This window comes from Saprospira grandis, from assembly GCF_027594745.1.
Lineage (GTDB): Bacteria > Bacteroidota > Bacteroidia > Chitinophagales > Saprospiraceae > Saprospira > Saprospira grandis.
Window position 1 is genome coordinate 601,542 of the sequence record NZ_CP110854.1, and the last position, 17,620, is coordinate 619,161.

The 17,620-nt window shown below is 45.7% G+C and carries 22 protein-coding genes; 5 read left to right on the top strand and 17 right to left on the bottom strand.

The window, feature by feature from the left end:
- The first annotated feature begins 1 nt into the window (after position 1).
- On the top strand, positions 2-562 hold the full coding sequence (locus OP864_RS02230; protein ID WP_270099676.1) for a peroxiredoxin family protein: 561 nt from the start codon (positions 2-4) through the stop codon (positions 560-562).
- A gap of 2 nt (positions 563-564) precedes the next feature.
- Here OP864_RS02230 and OP864_RS02235 read toward each other — a convergent pair whose 3' ends face one another.
- Genes OP864_RS02235 through OP864_RS02255 form a run of 5 tightly spaced genes read right to left on the bottom strand, consistent with a single transcriptional unit; the run spans position 565 to position 2,671 of the window.
- Positions 565-981, bottom strand: a complete 417-nt coding sequence (locus OP864_RS02235) for a DUF7793 family protein (protein WP_270099677.1) — start codon at positions 979-981, stop codon at positions 565-567.
- Between the two features lie 28 nt (positions 982-1,009).
- A complete protein-coding gene (locus OP864_RS02240; protein ID WP_270099678.1) occupies positions 1,010-1,426 on the bottom strand; it encodes a DUF7793 family protein in 417 nt (138 codons plus the stop codon).
- 1 nt (position 1,427) lies between these two features.
- Entirely contained in the window at positions 1,428-1,841 is a 414-nt protein-coding gene (locus OP864_RS02245; protein ID WP_270099679.1) for a DUF7793 family protein, read from the bottom strand.
- Position 1,842: 1 nt separating this feature from the next.
- A complete protein-coding gene (locus tag OP864_RS02250; protein WP_270099680.1) occupies positions 1,843-2,250 on the bottom strand; it encodes a DUF7793 family protein in 408 nt (135 codons plus the stop codon).
- Between the two features lie 4 nt (positions 2,251-2,254).
- The gene (locus OP864_RS02255; protein WP_270099681.1) at positions 2,255-2,671 is read right to left on the bottom strand and encodes a DUF7793 family protein; all 417 of its coding nucleotides are present in this window, start codon (positions 2,669-2,671) and stop codon (positions 2,255-2,257) included.
- An 80-nt stretch (positions 2,672-2,751) separates the two neighbouring features.
- Here OP864_RS02255 and OP864_RS02260 point away from each other — a divergent pair, with 80 nt between their 5' ends.
- The gene (locus OP864_RS02260; RefSeq protein ID WP_270099682.1) at positions 2,752-3,540 is read left to right on the top strand and encodes a hypothetical protein; all 789 of its coding nucleotides are present in this window, start codon (positions 2,752-2,754) and stop codon (positions 3,538-3,540) included.
- Positions 3,541-3,721: 181 nt separating this feature from the next.
- Here the strand turns inward: OP864_RS02260 and OP864_RS02265 are convergent, their stop codons facing one another.
- From OP864_RS02265 to OP864_RS02275, 3 genes are all read right to left on the bottom strand, one after another.
- Entirely contained in the window at positions 3,722-4,531 is an 810-nt protein-coding gene (locus OP864_RS02265) for a lysophospholipid acyltransferase family protein (protein WP_270099684.1), read from the bottom strand.
- Positions 4,532-4,707: 176 nt separating this feature from the next.
- Positions 4,708-5,409, bottom strand: coding sequence for an alpha/beta fold hydrolase (locus OP864_RS02270; protein ID WP_270099685.1), 702 nt, complete (start codon positions 5,407-5,409; stop codon positions 4,708-4,710).
- Between the two features lie 90 nt (positions 5,410-5,499).
- Positions 5,500-7,194 carry a PHP domain-containing protein gene (locus OP864_RS02275; protein ID WP_270099686.1) on the bottom strand — a complete coding sequence of 565 codons (1,695 nt, stop codon included), beginning with the start codon at positions 7,192-7,194 and terminating at the stop codon, positions 5,500-5,502.
- Positions 7,195-7,504: 310 nt separating this feature from the next.
- Between OP864_RS02275 and OP864_RS02280 the strand changes: the two genes are divergently transcribed.
- On the top strand, positions 7,505-7,945 hold the full coding sequence (locus OP864_RS02280; RefSeq protein ID WP_270099687.1) for a DUF7793 family protein: 441 nt from the start codon (positions 7,505-7,507) through the stop codon (positions 7,943-7,945).
- A 48-nt stretch (positions 7,946-7,993) separates the two neighbouring features.
- Here the strand turns inward: OP864_RS02280 and OP864_RS02285 are convergent, their stop codons facing one another.
- From OP864_RS02285 to panD, 3 genes are read right to left on the bottom strand one after another with little or no spacing between them, the layout of a single operon-like run.
- Positions 7,994-8,809, bottom strand: coding sequence for a TatD family hydrolase (locus tag OP864_RS02285; protein WP_270099688.1), 816 nt, complete (start codon positions 8,807-8,809; stop codon positions 7,994-7,996).
- Positions 8,810-8,816: 7 nt separating this feature from the next.
- Entirely contained in the window at positions 8,817-9,965 is a 1,149-nt protein-coding gene (locus tag OP864_RS02290; protein WP_270099690.1) for a lysylphosphatidylglycerol synthase transmembrane domain-containing protein, read from the bottom strand.
- Positions 9,966-9,989: 24 nt separating this feature from the next.
- Positions 9,990-10,337, bottom strand: coding sequence for an aspartate 1-decarboxylase (gene panD / locus OP864_RS02295; protein ID WP_014373606.1), 348 nt, complete (start codon positions 10,335-10,337; stop codon positions 9,990-9,992).
- A 681-nt stretch (positions 10,338-11,018) separates the two neighbouring features.
- Between panD and OP864_RS02300 the strand changes: the two genes are divergently transcribed.
- A complete protein-coding gene (locus OP864_RS02300) occupies positions 11,019-11,537 on the top strand; it encodes an RNA polymerase sigma factor (protein ID WP_270099691.1) in 519 nt (172 codons plus the stop codon).
- 4 nt (positions 11,538-11,541) lie between these two features.
- Positions 11,542-12,387, top strand: coding sequence for an anti-sigma factor (locus tag OP864_RS02305; RefSeq protein ID WP_270099692.1), 846 nt, complete (start codon positions 11,542-11,544; stop codon positions 12,385-12,387).
- 184 nt (positions 12,388-12,571) lie between these two features.
- On the opposite strand, the gene OP864_RS02310 is transcribed toward OP864_RS02305, so the two are convergent.
- From OP864_RS02310 to OP864_RS02335, 6 genes are all read right to left on the bottom strand, one after another.
- Positions 12,572-13,537, bottom strand: coding sequence for a hypothetical protein (locus OP864_RS02310; protein WP_270099693.1), 966 nt, complete (start codon positions 13,535-13,537; stop codon positions 12,572-12,574).
- Between the two features lie 71 nt (positions 13,538-13,608).
- Entirely contained in the window at positions 13,609-13,890 is a 282-nt protein-coding gene (locus tag OP864_RS02315; RefSeq protein ID WP_270099694.1) for a type II toxin-antitoxin system RelE/ParE family toxin, read from the bottom strand.
- Positions 13,883-14,200: a hypothetical protein gene (locus OP864_RS02320; RefSeq protein WP_270099695.1), complete on the bottom strand. Its 318-nt coding sequence runs from the start codon at positions 14,198-14,200 to the stop codon at positions 13,883-13,885. The genes OP864_RS02315 and OP864_RS02320 overlap by 8 nt, the downstream gene beginning before the upstream one ends.
- A 42-nt stretch (positions 14,201-14,242) precedes the next feature.
- Positions 14,243-14,968, bottom strand: coding sequence for a S24 family peptidase (locus tag OP864_RS02325; RefSeq protein ID WP_270099696.1), 726 nt, complete (start codon positions 14,966-14,968; stop codon positions 14,243-14,245).
- A gap of 129 nt (positions 14,969-15,097) precedes the next feature.
- Positions 15,098-16,381 carry a phosphopyruvate hydratase gene (gene eno, locus OP864_RS02330; protein WP_014373613.1) on the bottom strand — a complete coding sequence of 428 codons (1,284 nt, stop codon included), beginning with the start codon at positions 16,379-16,381 and terminating at the stop codon, positions 15,098-15,100.
- Positions 16,382-16,599: 218 nt separating this feature from the next.
- Positions 16,600-17,610, bottom strand: coding sequence for a glycosyltransferase family 2 protein (locus OP864_RS02335; RefSeq protein WP_270099697.1), 1,011 nt, complete (start codon positions 17,608-17,610; stop codon positions 16,600-16,602).
- Between the last annotated feature and the right edge of the window lie 10 nt (positions 17,611-17,620).

The following is a 17,620-nucleotide window of genomic DNA, read 5'->3' on the forward strand; positions in this document are numbered from 1 at the left end:
TATGCGCCTGCTCATTTTTGCGCTGCTGTTTACAGGCTTGGCTTGTAGCACAAAAAAACCCCTTGCCGAAAACAATCCGGAGCAAGGAGAAATGGAATATCTTCAGTATTTGGAGAATCAAAAAAAGGCCATTTTGGGCCAAAAAGCAGCCAATTTTCAACTGCAAGACTTGGACGGAAAAAAGGTCCAACTCAGTGATTATGCGGGTAAAGTCGTTTTGTTGAGCTTCTCCTTCAAAAACTGTAAGCCCTGCCAGGTAGAAGTGCCCAGCCTCAACCAACTACAAGAAGATTTTGGGCCAGAAGGACTAGTCGTTTTGGGCCTTTCTAGAGATGGGCTAGAAGAAACAAAGGCCTTTGGCCAAGAATTTAAGAGCAAATACCCCTTGCTATTTGACGCCAAAGAAGTGGCCAAGAACTATAAGGTCCTGGCCTACCCTTCCAATATTCTCATCGATAAAAAAGGGAAGGTTATTGAATACTTTACAGGCAGTAGCAGCTTTGACGCTACCTATACCTATAGAGAACTCAAGCCCGCTATTCGGAAGGCTTTGGCCGAGTAGACTTAGCCTTCAGCCAAAGCTTTGAGCCATTTTAAGGCCTTTTCTCTACTTTGAAAAAGCTTAGTCGGATACTCCCTTGGATAAATTGCCAAAAACACCGTCCCCAACATTTTAGCCAGCAAACTACTGGAAATCAGAGCGATACCCAAGGTATAAGGATCATTCTTTTTGCCTTCTGCTGTCTTCCAAAAGGCATTTGCCTCTTTAGTAAGATTAGTCATATTATCTATACGAACCAGCAAGCGGATAGACCGCCCACTTTCTTTATGATATTTTGCTTGGACCGCTTCTATTTTTTTAGCTTCGGCCAAAGTTAATGAGCTCTTTTTTTCTAGGCCCACAGCAGGTCGAACCTCTAAAATGCCTGCGGGTAACAGCCAAAAATCTAATTGGCCAAAACTGTCTATTTTCTTTTCCATTTCCACCTGAGTTAGAATCGGCTACAACTTAACGCTCTTCCAAGCTTTCTAGCCATTTTAAGGCCTTTTCTCTGCTTTGAAAAAGCTTAGTGGGATACTCTTGGCGGTTAATCGCCAAAAGAACGCTCCCCATCATCTTGCTAACTAAATTGCTGGCCAACAAAGCAATGCCCGAAGTATAAGGGTCATTGAGTTTGCTTTCTGCTGTTTTCCAAAAAGCATTGACCTCCTTATCAACATTTGTCAAGTTATCTAAGCGGACCAGTAAGCGAATAGAGCGCCCACTCTCTTTATGATATTTAGCTTGAACCGCTTCTATTTTTTTAGCTTCTGCTAAAGTTAAAGGGCTCTTTTTTTCTAGGCCCACAGCAGGTCGAACCTCTAAAATGCCTGCGGGTAACAGCCAAAAATCTAATTGGCCACAGCTATCTATTTTCTTTTCCATCTTAGTCCTCCAAATTGAGTAGCCAAGCAATGGCTTGTTCCTCTGTTTTAAATAGTTTTACTGGATACTTTTGTTGATAAAGCCCCAACAATATATTCCCAGTCATCCGACTAAATAAACTACTTGCTAAAAGCGCATAGCCCAAAACACATTCCGTTGCTTTTTGACTTTCAGCTGTTTTTCCATATTGTCGAGCCTCTGTACTCAATTTAGACATGCTGGCCAAATCAGCAAGCATACGTACTTTTTTGCTGGTCATTTCATAGACCTTTTGCTGAACAGCCAAAGAATGTTTTATCTCTTCTAAGCTTAACTCTTGAGTTTTAGCTAAGTTTTGAGTTGACTGTACTTTTAAAATCCCATTATCCAACAACCAATATTCTAATTGGCCAAAGCTATCTATTTTCTTTTCCATCTTAGTCCTCCAAATTGAGAAGCCAAGCAATGGCTTCTTCCCTGTTTTTAAATAGTTTAGCGGGATAATCTTGCCGATAAACCGTAAGCAACATACTCCCTATCATACGGCTAATAGTATTGGGTGCCAAAAGCGCAATACCCACCATAATATCATTTAGGGCTTTACTTTCTGGACTTTTACCAAAGACTCTAGCCTCCTTAGACAAGTTAGAAATATTATCTAGGCGGGCCAACACCCTCAGCTTTTTTTTATGCTGCTGATGATATGCTTTTTGGACCTTCTGGGCGTAGAGCACCTCTTCTAAGCTTAATTCCTTAGCAGAAACCGAGCTGGGTCTTAACTCTAAAATCCCATTATCCAATACCCAATATTCTAATTGGCCAAATTCGTCTATTTTTTTTGCCATAGTTCTAACTATAATCTGGATCTATTTTTCGTCTCTGACTCTCCAACCAATCTAAGGCCTTTTCTCGATTAGAGAACGCTTTTATGGGGTAAGGAGGCTTATTCATACCTAACATAAAGTTGGCCACAATTCTAGAAATACCCAAACCCACTAATATCGCCGCCGAGCGGCCCATGGGTTTGGGGTCATTAGCAAAATAATCTCGGCCATCTTTGCTAAAGCCCTTAATTTTGCGAATATCAAAAAGAGCATAAATAGGCTGTTCTTGCGCCTTGGCCATTGCTCGAATTGTCGTTTTAAATTCGGCAGCTTCTACCGCAGAAATCTTAGTGGGGGCTACAACAATACTAAACAAACGACGGTCTGCTAAATAGCTAATCTGCCCAGCGCTTAAGTCTATCTGTTCATCTTTTGGGTTCATATATCTCTGCTCTTAATTTAAAAACTAATTTGTTTAGGAGTATCAAAACTAGCAATTTCGCTGCATAAAATGATACGACTATGCAACTTATACCAAAGCCTGCTCCAAATTTTTTCAACTACTTGCTTTCTATAGGAATTTTGGCCTTGCTCTTGGGCCGTAGCTGGCAGGCCGCTTTTGCCGATTTACCTTGGCGGGCCTTTTTCTGGAATCAAGCCATTTGGCAGCCCTTCCTTGAGGAGGAGGACTATCTCCTTTTTTTTCAAGAAGATTATATCAACTTTTTTAGTTGGGGAATGGCTATTTTTTGGACAGTTTGCGCCCTGCTCCTCCCCTTCTTTAAACAACGACTTTTAGCCTATGCCGCCAGCATGAGCTTGCTTTTTTTGGCCCTACTTTTTGCCTTGAGCAAAAACCTACAAGCCCCCCAATTTTGGGAGTATAGTCTGCAAGTTTGCTGGCCACTACTCTTTGTGCTTACGGCCCGCCAAAAGTGGCTATTATGGGCCACGGGCATCTGCTTTACGGCCCATGCCTGCTATGCCCTAGGGCTCTATCCTCCCCCTGTCGATTGGCTAAATTACTGCATGAATTTTCTGCATCTCTCTGCCGCAGAGGCCAAGGATTTTCTATTTTTCATGGGCCTTTTAGATATTTTGGCCGTAGCCTTACTTTTTTGGCCCAAAAGCCGAAATCTAGGCCTAATTTATTGCTTTTCTTGGGGACTAATCACCGCCCTTGCCCGCCCACTAGCCAATAGCTATGCCTTTTTGGACCTAGGCGATTTTGCCCTCTATTTTTCCGAGTTTTTGGTCCGTTTTCCCCACTTTTTAGGCCCACTTTATTTACTCCTTTTTGCTAGACGCTAGTTTTTTTTGTTTTGGGGCTGCCCCGGCCGTTGGCCGGGTCGGGCTGTGTCGCAGCTCGCAGGTCTGCTCGGCCCTTCAGCCCTGCGGGCTTCGGTCTGGCCTTCGGCCACTGCTATCCATCCCTCAGCCAAAATGAGTTGAAACAGAAAGAGCGCAGCGGCCTGCAGGCCGCTGCGCTCCATCAAAAGGGCAGTATTCTTCGCCAAAATTCTTTTTTGGGGTCTATTTTTCGATACTCTTGCAGCTCGGCAATTTCTTTTTCTAGGGCCAATTTCACTTGATCGCGCAGGGCCAAAGGCCCTGCCTCTTCCCCTAGCTCGGCAAAGGGACCGCTATCTATAGGACGGCCAAACTTAAAGTAAAAACGCTGGGGCTTGGGCAAAAAACTAGGCCCCAATCCCTTGACCAAAGGCGGCAGTAAATCTTTGCGCAAGCGAAAACGCTCCATAATTTGGCCCAAAGGCGTTTGCAAAAGCTCCTCTCGGTCCAAAACAATATCATAGCATTCTTCTGCCCCCACCGTGGCCAAAGGCACAATGGGACAGCCTGCCGCTATCGCCAAACGCGCAAAACCCAAATGGTTTCGCCACAATAACTGATAGGCCTCGCCCTTTTGCTTGAAGGCCTCTCTGGCGCCACCAGGATAAACCAAAATATACTGCTGTTGCCGCATTAGGGCTAGGGCATTTTCTCGCGTTCCCTCTACCTCGCCCAAACGAGCCAAAAAATCTCTGAGCAATGGGAGCTTAAAATGAGCATGATCCACCAAAATACGCAGAAAAATATCATGCTCCTGATAAAGATGTAAGGCCAATAAAGGCACATCCAATCCCCCCATCAAGCTGTGGTTACCCACAAATAATACTGGCCCATTTTTAGGAATATTGTAGGTAGATAAATAGACGGGCTCCGTCAACCAGTTCCAAGGCTGTAATAAACGCTCCATCCAGCGAATTTGTGCCTCATTAGGTGGGGGTAAATCGTAATTCATACGCTTTTGGGTTTAGGGGCGGCGAAGCCGCCAAAGGGCCGAGCGACCCGACCAACGGGAGCCGACGCAGCAAAGCAAGTAATAGCGAGCCCCAGAACGACAACAAGGCCTTTGGCCGCAGTTCAACGACCAAAGGGAGTAACCGCCGCTGCTTTGCTGCGGAGGCCCCAAAACATCTACTTCATCATAGAAAAAGGCAAGGCTTTTTGCCCCATTAAGGTTGCTAACTCTTGGTTGATAATCTGCGCCAACTCATCAGCTCGGTCCATAATCATATAATGGTTGCCGCCCTTAATAAAATGACTGGCCTTAACCATATAAGCCGGAAAAATCTCGTCGCGGCTGCCATGAATATGCACATAATTGTCAGGAATCAAATCATTTTGCCAATTGGCAGCCGCATATTGAGCCCAAGCAATATGCTGAGGATCAGCCGAATCAATCATGGCTTTAATGTGCTCTCTGCCGTCAGAATTGGTCACGCCCATCATCCAAGTAACAGGTTTGACGGTAGAACGAAGCAACCAAGCCGGCAAACGAACCTTATCGAGCGGAAGCCGACGGGCCAGTTTAATTTGCCAGGGCATTTCGGCCGGATGTTTTACGGTAGAAATGAGAAACACCTTGGTAAAAGGACGCAATTTGGAGAGCTCCACAGAAATCATCCCGCCTAATGACATGCCGATAATCACCGCCTCCTCTTCTTTTTGGGCCTCAATGGTTTTGTAGAGTCGCTGGGCATATTCCTCCATAGACTCCTTGAGGTGCTGAGGAGGCAAATGCTCCAAATACTCAATATTTTGACTGAGTAATTTTGGGGCCAGATTTTCAAACATTCGGTAATCATTGGCTAGGCCTGGAACGCAATATATTTTCATAAGTTAGCTAGTTTGGTGGGGCCTAGGGAATCGGGGGGATGTTAACTTAATGTAAACTCAAAGATGCAATTTAGTTTTTAAATATCAAAATTAGCCTTTTTGTTTGCACCAAGCCGCAAATTCGCTAGGACTAAAACAGTTGATACAGGCCGATTTTGGCAACAGTCCTTTTCGGGCCATTTGCAAACCATAACGAATATGATCTAGGCCACTGAGTTGGTGTGCATCGGTGTTAATGGCCAATTTTACGCCTTTTTCTAGGGCATAGGGTATCCATTGATGGTCCAAATCTAAGCGCAAAGGGTTGGCATTGATTTCTATGGCCACATTGTATTTTGCACAGGCTTCTATCAGCAAAGCATGGTCTACAGGATACCCCGGGCGCGAAAGTAGCAAGCGGCCCGTAGGATGACCCAACATATGGGTGTAAGGGTTGGCAATGGCCTTGAGCAAACGCTCCATCGCCTTTTCTTTGCTCATTTTTAAATGGCTATGCACCGAGGCAATGATAAAATCAAAGCCCGCCAATATATCGGCCTCATAATCTAAACTGCCATCATATTTAATATCCGATTCGATGCCTTTATATATATGAAAATCCGAAAAATTGGCATTTAGTTCATCAATTTCCTTCCATTGGGCCTTTACTCTTTCGGGCTTGAGGCCATTGGCATAAAAAGCAGACTGAGAGTGGTCCGTAATGCCCATATAGGCATAGCCTAGACTGCGAATATGCTCGGCCATTTCGCTCAAGCTATTGGCCCCATCGCTATAGGTAGAGTGCAGGTGCAACATCCCTTGGATGTCGCTTTGCTCAATCGCAGGCGGAATTTTTCCCGCCTTGGCCCGCCAATAAATTTTAGATACATCTCTTTGGCTAGGCCAGATAAAAGGTAGCTCTAGTTTTTCAAAAATGGCAGTTTCAGAAAGGCCTACACAAGCCTCCAAATCTTCTTGTTCTGTAAGAGTTCTAAAAAAATCAACCCCTCCTGTAGATTGTAAAAGCCCCAAGCCAAAGCGCTCTTTAGAGCAGGGATGAAAGCGTAATAAGACCTTATTTTCCTTAGAGTGTGCCTGCCAATAAGAGGGCAAATTGGGTTCTTTAGGGGCCAAATCATCAAAAAGTTGGGCGGCGGCTAGCTGCGCCCCATCAAAGTCGGAAATAAGAAAATCTAGGGCATCTACCACGGGCATTTCACGGCGAAAAGCCCCCGTCAAGGCTACATTTTCGGCCCCAAAAACCTCTTGGAGGTCCAGCAATACATCTTCGGCCTCATCGGCTACTTCGGCCCAGCGGTGTTGGTCCAAACTGCGAAAATAATACTGTAGTTGCGCAGCAATATTCTGCTGCGATTTCTCGCCAAATCCCTTCAAACTAAGCAGGCGATTTTCTTGACAGGCATAGAGCAACTCCCCAGGCGTTTCTACTTCCAGCTCTTGCCAAAGTTGCAGTAACTTCTTCGTTCCCAAGCCCTTAATGCCCATCAACTCAATAATGCCCTTGGGCGTTTTGGCCTTATACTCTCGCAGCAGACGCAACTCGCCTTTTTCCTGCAATTCTATAATTTTATCCGCTATCGCATCGCCAATTCCCCTAATCTTTTTCAAATCGGCTTTTTGCATCTCGGCCAAAGGTTCATCTACCCTCCTCAGGTTCTGATAGGCCGTTTTATAGGACTTTATTTTGTAAGGATTTTCCTGATGCAATTCCATCAAGGCCCCCAATAATTTAAACTGATCAGCTATGGCTTTATTGGTCATTTTTTCTGCTTTTGTTGAGGCCAAAATACAGTTTTTTTGTTCAAATGCCCATTTTGTTTATTTTTTGGGGCTGCCCCGCCCTGCGGGCGGGTCGGGCTGTCCGCAGCTCGCTGCTCGCTCGGCCCTGCAGGCTTTTTCGCTTCGCTACAAAAGCCTTTGGTCTGCCGCCTTCGGCGGCCCTGCTCTCATCCCTCAGCCGAGGCGCTGCGCGCCTTTGCGGCGGCTTCGCCGCCTACAGGACCTATTTAGATTAGAACCAATTTAAAATCATGCGATTGCTGTAGCAACATTAAAAAAAAGCGCTAAAAACATTAAATTTGCTCAAAGCACAATTATGACCGCAGAAAAAATCGATGAATCTGGCCAATTTGAATTTTGGCTAGAAGAACGCAACATACTGATTATTCGCTTGCTAGATAAAGATGGGGGAAAGGAAATTGGAGCCGAAGATGCCCGCCACTCCCTCAAAGTCCAAGAGCGTTTATATAAAGAACAAGGCCAAAAGTTATTGGTACTAGGCAACCTTGGCGAGCTCTCTAAAATCAATAAAGCCGCTAAAGAGTTTGCCAAAAGTAATGAGGGCCAAGCTATTAACCAATATACCCTAGCCTATGCCCTAATTGCCCCCAACCGATTAAATCGGATGGTAGGAAATATGTTAAGCAGAATATTTAAACGCACTTACCCTATTAAAATGTTTAGCTCAGAGGAAAAAGCCATTGACTGGCTGCTAGAACAAAGAAATGACCAAGAAGCAGCTGCTTCACTAAAATGAGGGCTGCCGAAAATTCGACAGCCCTCATTTTAGACTTTCTGCTTGTTTTTAACTTAGCGTAAGGCTCTTTTCTTCCTCCAAAACAGAAAGGTCAAACAGTGCTAAGCTATTGGTCTTTAGGGTTTGGGCCAATTCTTCTAATGAAATACCTTTGATATCGGCCATTTTTTGGGCCACATATAAGAGGTAGGCGCTTTCGTTGCGTTTGCCTCTTTTAGGAGTGGGGCTGAGATAGGGTGCATCTGTTTCTATAACAATTTTAGAAAGTGGCAGATGCGGAATAAGCTGGTCCAACCCCGCTTTTTTAAAGGTAAGCACCCCACCAAAGCCAAGGTAAAAGCCCAACTCAATAATTTTTTGGGCCTGTTCTAAGGTTCCCGTAAAACAGTGAAAAACACCTCTTAAGGGGCCCTCTTTTTGCAGCTCTTCCACCAATTCAATCAAATCATCAATAGAATCTCTGGCATGGATAACTATGGGCAAATTGAGCTGCATAGCCCAACGAGACTGTCTGCGGAAGGCCTCTTTTTGTTCTTCTACAAACTCCATAGACCAATAATAATCCAATCCTATTTCGCCTACGGCCACAAAAGGACGCTTTTCTAGCCAGTTTTTTACCAAGGCCAACTCTTCCTCCATATTTTTGCCAACCGAGCAAGGATGTAGGCCCATCATCGCAAAACATTGCTGCGGATAAGCGGCTTCTAGCGCTAGCATAGGCCCAATAGAACTGCTGTCTATATTGGGCAAGAAAATATGGCTTAGGCCAGCATCAAAGGCCCGCTGCATCATTTCGCTGCGGTCCTCTTCAAATTTATCAGAGTATAAGTGTGCATGGGTATCAATAAGCCCTAAATTTTGCATCTTTTGATTATTTTTCTTTGGTCCAACTGGGCTGATAATTTTTGTTGAGCAAAGGCAACAACAGATAACCCAAAAGGCCAAAACCTATGTTACAAAATAGGTTGATGGTAAAAAAACAAATGTTGGAAAAAGCAAAAGCATCGGCTCGGCCAACGCCATAAATAACGAGTCCGGCAGTAACGGCAATTTGGTAGGTCCCCATTCCGCCAGGAGAGGGAATAACGATGCCGAAGGCGCCAAAAACAAAGACCAATAGCCCCGCCATTAGCCCTAAATGGGCGGTGGGACCAAAGGCAAAAAAGCAGAGGTAAGTCATCAGAAAGTACATCAACCAGATGACTACCGAGTGAAACATAAACCAAAAGAGTTTTTGGCGGCGGAGCGAAAAGACGGTTTTGATGCCCGCCCAAAAATTAAGGGCCATTCCCCAGACCTTTTGCGCAAGAGGAAGTTGTAGGAGCTTTTGGCGAAAAATAAAGCCTAGAATAAGGACCAAAACTCCCGCCAAGGCGCCTGCCCCCAACAACCAAATTAACCAGCTGTTATCACTAGCCTCTACTAAGGGCAGTTCTTCTGCACAGATGAGTTCTGCCTTGGTCTTGCCCATTAAGAAATTGTAGAGCTGTTCAAATTGGAGTAAAAAGGTCAGGCCAATAATAGAAAGGAGCATGATCACATCCATAATGCGGTCGGTTACAATGGTCCCTAGAAGTTTATCCAAGGGCAGCTTTTCATATTGGGCCAAAGTAGCAGGTTTGGCCAACTCGCCTGCTCTAGGCAGAGCCAAATTGACCAAATAACCGACCATAGTGGCCCAAAAAGCATTATACCATTTAATATTGTAGCGCCCATTTTCTAACTGCCCAATCAGGAGTTTCCAGCGCAAGGCTCGGCTAACATTACTCAGCATAAAGGCTAAGCAGACCAAAAACAGCCAAAAAGGCGAGCTACTGCCAAAATCAACAATCAGCTTATCGAGTAAGCTATTGTGTTCGCATTTGCCCTCGCAATCATAGTCTAGCTTAAAGGCACATTCGGCCTGATAGGCCGCTTCTTGATTGCTATAGACAAAGTATAAAATAGTAAGGCCCACGGCCAGAAATAGAATGAATTGGAGAAAGGTTTTGAGGGGAGAATTCTTCTTCGTTTCGGCCATAAAGCAGTACTAATTAAAGGGGGGTTAGGGTAGGCGGTTACCTTCTTTGGGCATAATGGTGGTAGGTTCAAAACTAGCTGACTCTTCAGGCGTCATGTAGGCGTAGGCAATAATAATGACTACATCGCCAGGTTGGACCAATCGGGCCGCTGCGCCATTCAGACAGATTACACCAGAATTAGCCTCGCCCTTAATCACATAAGTTTCTAATCGAGCGCCATTATTATTATTGACAATTTGCACCCGTTCGCCCTCCAAAATATTGGCGGCTTTCATTAGGCTTTCGTCAATCGTAATGCTTCCTACATAATTGAGGTTAGCTTCGGTCACCGTAGCGCGGTGAATTTTAGATTTAAATCGCTGTATCAGCATAATCTTCAAGTCGTTGATTCTTCTTAAATTAAGCGACTAGGCGCTTTTGAGGGGGCAAAATTACGAAACTTTATCGGCAGGAATAAAGAAATTCTTCAATTTAAGCTGTTCTTCTGTTTTTTGCGGCCCATTTTTTTGCGTCTAGCAGGCGGCAAAGCCGCCGCAAAGGAGCGCAGCGACGCGGCTGAGGGATGGGCAGCAGGGGCCGAAGGCCAGACCAAAGCCCGCAGGGCTGCAGGGCCGAGCGAACAGCGAGCTGCGACAACCAGCCCCTATAGGGGCGCCAGTTCGATGACCAACGGGAATAAACAGCCCGACCCGAGCAAAGCGAGGGGCAGCCCCAAAAAATAATTCCCATTAAAGGAGCGCAGCGAAGCAAGTAACAGCGAGCTGCGACAACCAGCCCCAAAGGGGCGCCAGTTCGATGACCAACGGGAATAAACAGCCCGACCCGAGACCGAAGGCCGCAGCGGCAGCCCCAAAAAATAATTCCCATTATTGGCTTAAATGCTCTTTTTGCTTCTTTTTATTTTCCCAAAACCTTCATTCAAAAAAAATGTTTTGCCTCTAAATGCTTACATTTAAGGATAAGCTACGTTCTTAAAAGCGCAAGAACAAAGCTCCCCCTTTCGATTTCCTCATCTACATCCGAATCTTTTGTCTACAAATACCAGCTATAACATGGAACAAGACCGCCTAATACTGCGCCTCAGGAAAGGGGATAAGGCGGCGATGGAGCTTCTTTATGAGCGCTATTCTGGCATCTTATATGGAACAATTCTCAAAATTGTAAAATCCGAACCCCTTGCCCAAGACGTATTACAAGAGGTAATTGTCAAGGTTTGGCAAAACATTGACCGCTACGATGCCCAAAAGGGCCGTTTGCTCACTTGGATGCTACGAATTGCTCGAAATCGCTCCATAGATGTCTATCGCTCCAATGCCTATAAACATCAATATCATAAGACCAATAGCCTAGAACAGGGCGTTGAAATTGGGAAAACGGAATTGAATGTGAATACGATTGGCCTGAAAGAAATTGTCAAACAACTGCCCGAAGATTATCGAAAGGTAATTGAGTTGGCGTATTTTGGCGGCTATACGCAGGTAGAAATTGCCGAAGAACTAAACATCCCGCTGGGCACCGTAAAAAGCAGAGTGCGCATTGGGCTTCGCGAATTGAGAAAACTAGTAAACTAAGCGCGTGGATATCCAAAAATATATAGCATCTGGCATTCTGGAAGAGTATGCTTTAGGCCTCACCTCTAAAGAAGAGAATCTAGAAATAGAGGGGCTTTTAGCAGAATATCCGCAGCTTCGCCAAGAGCTAAACAACATAGAAGAGGGCCTAGAACTTTTGGCTGCGGCCGAAAGTACGCCCCCTCCTCCCGAACTTAAACAACAAATTTTAAATCAATTGCCGCCCAAAGGACCGCAGGCAGTCGATCAACAAGCAACGCCCACGCCTAAGGCAAATACCGCTAATCTCGCGCCCTCATCGCCCTTTCACTGGATGATGCAGTTGCCTTGGTTGCTCTCTTTGGGCCTGTCTATGGGCCTTGGACTGGCCAGCTGCATGTATTTTACACAGAAAGCAGAGAAAGAAAAGCTGCTAGGCCGTTTGGAAGAGCAAAAAAATCAGCAAACAGGCTTAACAAAGGATGTTGATAGCCTAAATGCGCTGCTTTTGGCCTGCGAGGAAGAAAGAAACATCCTCAGTCAGCCCGCCCTAGAACGCCTAGAGCTGCCTGGTACAGAGGGCCATCCCGATAAACGAGCTACGATTTTCTGGAACCCCCAGGCCCAACAAACTTATTTGTTGGCTGGCCAATTGCCTAAGCTTCCCGATAATCAATCCTATCAACTTTGGGCGATCGTCAAGGGCAAACCCGTCGATTTAGGCGTTTTGTCCAATGAAGCCAAAAAAGGAAGCATTTTGCCCATGAAGTCCGTGCTTCAACCACAGGCTTTTGCCATCACTATTGAGCCCAAAGGCGGTAGCGCCTCGCCTACCCTAGAAGCTATGGTGACTATGGCGCCAGTAGGATAATTCTCATTTTTTGGGGCCTCCGCTGCGGCTTCGCCTTGCGGCGCTACGTTGCGCAGCTCGCAGGTCTGCTCGGCCCTGCGCCGCTTTCAGCGGCTGGGTCTGGCGCTTTGCGCCACTGCTCCACATCGCTAGGCCATGAAAAAACAAAAAAGCCCTTGCAAAATTGCAGGGGCTTTTTTGCGCCCTAGAAGAGCGATTGCAAAGCGGGATTAGCCTGCCCATAACTCACAACTTTTACCTCTAGCGGACAATTGATAAACTTTGTTTTGGCCTCCTCAATAGCCGCTAAAACCCAAGGCAAAGGGTTTCCGAAAACCCCTGCCCCCAAAAGGGTCAGATACAGACGGGGATTTCCATGTTTTTGCCAATTTTCTAGGGCCAAATAAAAACTCATCTCATAACTAGCCGATAAAATTAGTTGGGCCAAAGGCTGCCAATCTTCTTGGGCCAAAGCAGAGTAGGCAATAGGCAAGGCAGAAGCATAAATCTGACTTTGGCGCTTTTTTTCGCTGCTCAAAGTGACCTCCGCCCGCCACTGTACACCTACTCTCAATTTTCCTTTAAGCGCCTCCTTTTCGGCAGTAGATAATTGGGCCAGTTGCTCATTAACTTTGAGCAAGCTTGCCTTTTCCATAAACAAATAGCCATTTTGGTATTGATAATCATCACAATTTAGGGCCGTCAAAAGATCGGCAATCATGTTTAGTTGTTGCCCTGCAGTTTGCCCCAACTGCTGGCCAATAGGGACAAAATAATTGCGGTAAACCGTTCCCGCCCCACAAGCAATAGCCGCAGCGGGGCCCTGCGTGCGGTCATACTCATAAATGCCAATGCCATCTTCTGGCCGCAAACTAGGACGAGCCATTTCTAGTAAATTAAACTGAGACGCTACCTGAAATAGGCCATCGGCTTCCTCTTTTATATGCAATTGCTGTACATCTCCCACTAATTCAGACAGCTTTAGTGGGCCAGAACTAGCGCAAGGCTGCGCCCGAGCTCTTAAATCGGCCAAGCTAGGGCATGCTAAACGGCCCCAAGCATAGCGTTCTCCATTTACTAAAGACAGTAGATACTCCCCATCTAGGCGAAAATTGGCCCTTGTTTTTGCAGGCTTTTGCTCGGCAAAGCCAAATAGTTTTTCAAACCACATATTTCTTTATTTTAGCTCCCTTAAGGTACAAAAAAAGCCTCCTAAGCGGAGGCTAGAACCTATTGAGCAACTTAATAGTCCCAGTCAGAACGATTGTTAATCAATAATACAACTCTTATTTGCTCCTTATCTCGCTGAAAGATAAGCGCATTATATTTATCTAAAACACACTTTTCTAAGCCCAGCTGTTTAGAAGCTGGGTACTTTACAAGGCCTGTAGCTAATTGGTCTTCAATTTTAAAAACCTTTTCTTGAAACTTGAGTGCAGTTGATTCTCCAAAATGATCATACAAATAATTTAGCTGCTCAAAATATTGATTTCTAGCGGTTGAGCTCCAAATAACATCAATCATTTGCTTGCTTTTTTTTGGCCTCAAAAAAAGCCTTAGAACTTGCCCGTAGATCTACCGAATGGACTTGCTCTCCCTGCAGCAATTCTTTTTGACTTTTAACCAATAAATCAAGCTGTTCTGCCGTCAATTCTTTTGCCCAATCTTCTTTATTTTGCTCCTCTACGCTAGCCACTAGATTCAAGTTTTCTAATAAAAGACGTAGCAAATTTTCTTTTCCTTCTACTGCTTGCACAATAAACGCCATATTCTTAGTTTTAAATGAGTTCTTTTTAAAAGCTTTGGTCCTTAAAATAAGTTCAATAGTTTGCATTTTTATCAAAAAAAGCCTCCTAAGCGGAGGCTAGAGACGAACTTATAAGCTAGAGAGTTTGCGTTCTACTTTGAGTAGTTTACGCAGCTCGGGCAAATCGATATAAAAAGGGTCATGCTCCAAATGGTTATCTGAAATGAGTTTGAGCTGCTTGAGCTTACTCTTTTCATAAATTTTTTGCACTCTTTTTACGTGTACGGCATTTTGAAGGACCAAGGCATAGACCTCATTATCCTGAATATATTCAAAGCTTTCGATTGGGCGGCAAATCACCATATCTCCAGCGGCAATAGTGGGGCTCATAGAGTTTCCAGTAATATAAAAGGCAACATAATCTTGGCCAGTTAGGCCTGGAATAGAAAACCATTGGTTTTCCTCTCGCAAATCTACATCAATGGCTGAAGAGGCCAGGGCTTCGATGTTAGAGAATAGAATATTACCTCTTTGTCCCCCAATAAACTGGGCATTTCCCGTTAGGGAGCGTTCATGGGCCTTTTCAAAAATAGGCCCTTCTCCGAACAGTAAATAGGCCTCATTGAGGCCGTAAATTTGGGCAAACTTTTGCGCTTGTTCAAAGCTAATTTGCCGTTTATCCTGTAAAAATTGGTTGAGCAGACTGCCGTAACGTCGGTCGCCAAATAGCTGCTCGGCCAAAGCCGAAAAGCCCTTCTCTCGATGTCGCCGCACAATCTGCTCGTTCTGCTCCAAGAGGGCAAAGACCTCTTTAAAGCGCTGATGGAGCGCATCCCGCCCTTTTTCTTCCTGCATAGGCTGCTGATTTTTGGTAATTAAGAAATAAACCTACAGCCCTTTTTTACGCAAAAACAAACGATTTGTTTCAATTAAATAAAAAAAGCCCCCTAACGGAGGCTTTTAAAACAACTATTTGTTTTGTAATTAGAACTTCAGGGCGGCACGGCCTAGATAATCGGCCTGTTCGCCTAATTCTTCCTCAATGCGGAGTAGTTGGTTATATTTAGCGACACGGTCTGAGCGAGAAGCTGAACCAGTTTTAATTTGGCCTGTGGCTAGGGCTACGGCCAAATCGGCAATCGTGGTATCTTCTGTTTCTCCAGAGCGGTGGCTAATTACGGCAGTATAGCCTTGGCGTTGAGCCATACGGATAGCATCTAGGGTTTCGGTAAGCGTACCAATTTGGTTCACCTTAATAAGGATTGAGTTGGCGCAACCTTCTACAATCCCTCTAGCTAGGCGTTCGGTATTGGTCACAAACAAATCGTCGCCCACCAATTGGACCATATGGCCTAGGCGCTCGGTCAGCAATTGCCAGCCCTCCCAATCATCTTCAAAGAGGCCATCTTCAATAGAGGCGATAGGATATTTTTCTACCCATTCGGCCCAGAAATCGACCATTTCTTCGGTGGTCAATTTTTGTCCTGTAGATTGGTGAAAGTGGTAAACGCCTTCTTCTTCAATATAAAACTCAGAGGCCGCGGCATCTAGAGCGATAAAAAAATCGCGGCCGGGCTCGTAGCCCGCGGCATAAATGGCCTCCAAGACCGTTTCGATAGCTTCTTCATTAGAGCCTAGGTTGGGGGCAAAGCCGCCCTCATCGCCTACATTAGTAGAATGGCCTTTGGCCTTAAGGACCTTTTTGAGTTGGTGGAAGACCTCTGTTCCCATGCGTAGGGCTTCGGCAAAGCTAGTTGCGCCAACGGGCATGACCATAAACTCTTGGATATCGATTGAGTTATCGGCATGAGAACCTCCATTGAGGATATTCATCATCGGAACGGGCATTTGGTCTGCGCCCAAACCACCGATATAGCGGTAAAGCGGCAAACCAGACTCTTGAGCGCCAGCACGGGCCACGGCCAAAGAAACGCCTAAAATGGCATTGGCGCCTAGGCGGCTTTTGTTGGGCGTACCATCTAGGGCAATCAAGATTTCGTCAATGGCTTTTTGCTCAAAAACATTGAAGCCGAGAAGGGCTTCTGTAATTGGGCCTCTAATATTTTGGCAGGCCTGCTGCACCCCCTTGCCCATATAGCGGTCGGGATCTTGGTCACGCAATTCAACGGCCTCATGCTTACCGGTAGAAGCACCAGAAGGGACCATTGCACGGCCGACAATACCGTTGGTTGTAACCACCTCTACCTCTACAGTAGGGTTTCCTCTAGAATCGAGCAATTCGCGGGCGAAAATATCCTGAATAAGCATATATCTGTATTTTATAAATTGAATAAGTAGGGATTATGGTTATACTAAAGTGCGGGGCTGCTCCTTTATTTTGGCGTTTTGCAGGCCCGCAGGGCCGCAGGCCTAGCGATGCGAAAGGGGGCGGCGAAGCCGCAGACCAAGGCCGTCAGGCCGCAGGGCCGAGCAGACCTGCGAGCCCTGAAGCGTAGCGCCGCAAGGCGAAGCCGCAGCGGAGGCCCCTAATCATCATCTTCTTCATCATCGTCCTCCTTTTTCTTCTTTTTAATTTGGAGGTATTCCCAGATGGCGTATTGGTTGCGATTGGGGGCCGAGCGGGCGACCAATTCGGCCAAAAAGCCCGTAAGAAAAAGCTGGCTACCGAGGATGACCGAGAGAATGCCCAGGTAAAAAATGGGGCGATCCGTCATGCCATATTCGGAATAAAGCAGCTTGACGATGCTGAGATAGGCCAAAATGAGGAAGCCGATAAAGAAGGAAAGCAGGCCCATCGTACCAAAAAAGTGCATGGGTTTTTTGCTAAATCGGCTAATAAAAATGATCGAAAGCAGGTCTAGAGGGCCGTTAATAAAGCGGTTCATGCCAAATTTGGTCACCCCATGTTTGCGGGGGTAATGGCGGACCACCTTTTCGCCAATTTTATCGAAGCCAGAAGCCTTGGCGATGACGGGAATATAGCGGTGCATTTCGCCATAGACCTCTACGGTTTTGATCACATCATTGCGGTAAGCTTTGAGGCCACAATTCATATCATTGAGGTGGATGCCGCTCATCAGGCGGGTCACCCCATTATAGATTTTGGTTGGAATTGTTTTGGAGAGCGGGTCGTAGCGTTTTTTCTTCCAGCCAGAAACCAAATCAAAGCGATCTTCTACGATCATTTTGTAGAGTTCGGGCAGTTCGTCGGGAGAATCTTGCAGATCGGCGTCCATGGTGACCACCACCTCGCCTTGGGCGTATTGGAAGCCCGTATTGAGAGCGGCGGATTTGCCATAATTTCGGCGGAAGCGCAGGCCGCGGATGCAAGCCTGTTCTTGGGCCAGCTGTTGAATAACCGACCAGGAAGAATCGCTACTTCCATCATCGATAAAGATAATTTCGTAGCTCAGTTTATGTTCTTGCAGAACCGTACGAATCCAGGAGGCCAATTCGGCCAGAGACTCTTCCTCATTGAGGAGTGGGACCACAATAGAAATATCGTAAGGATATTGAACCTTCTTTGAAGATAGCATAAGCTTAAGT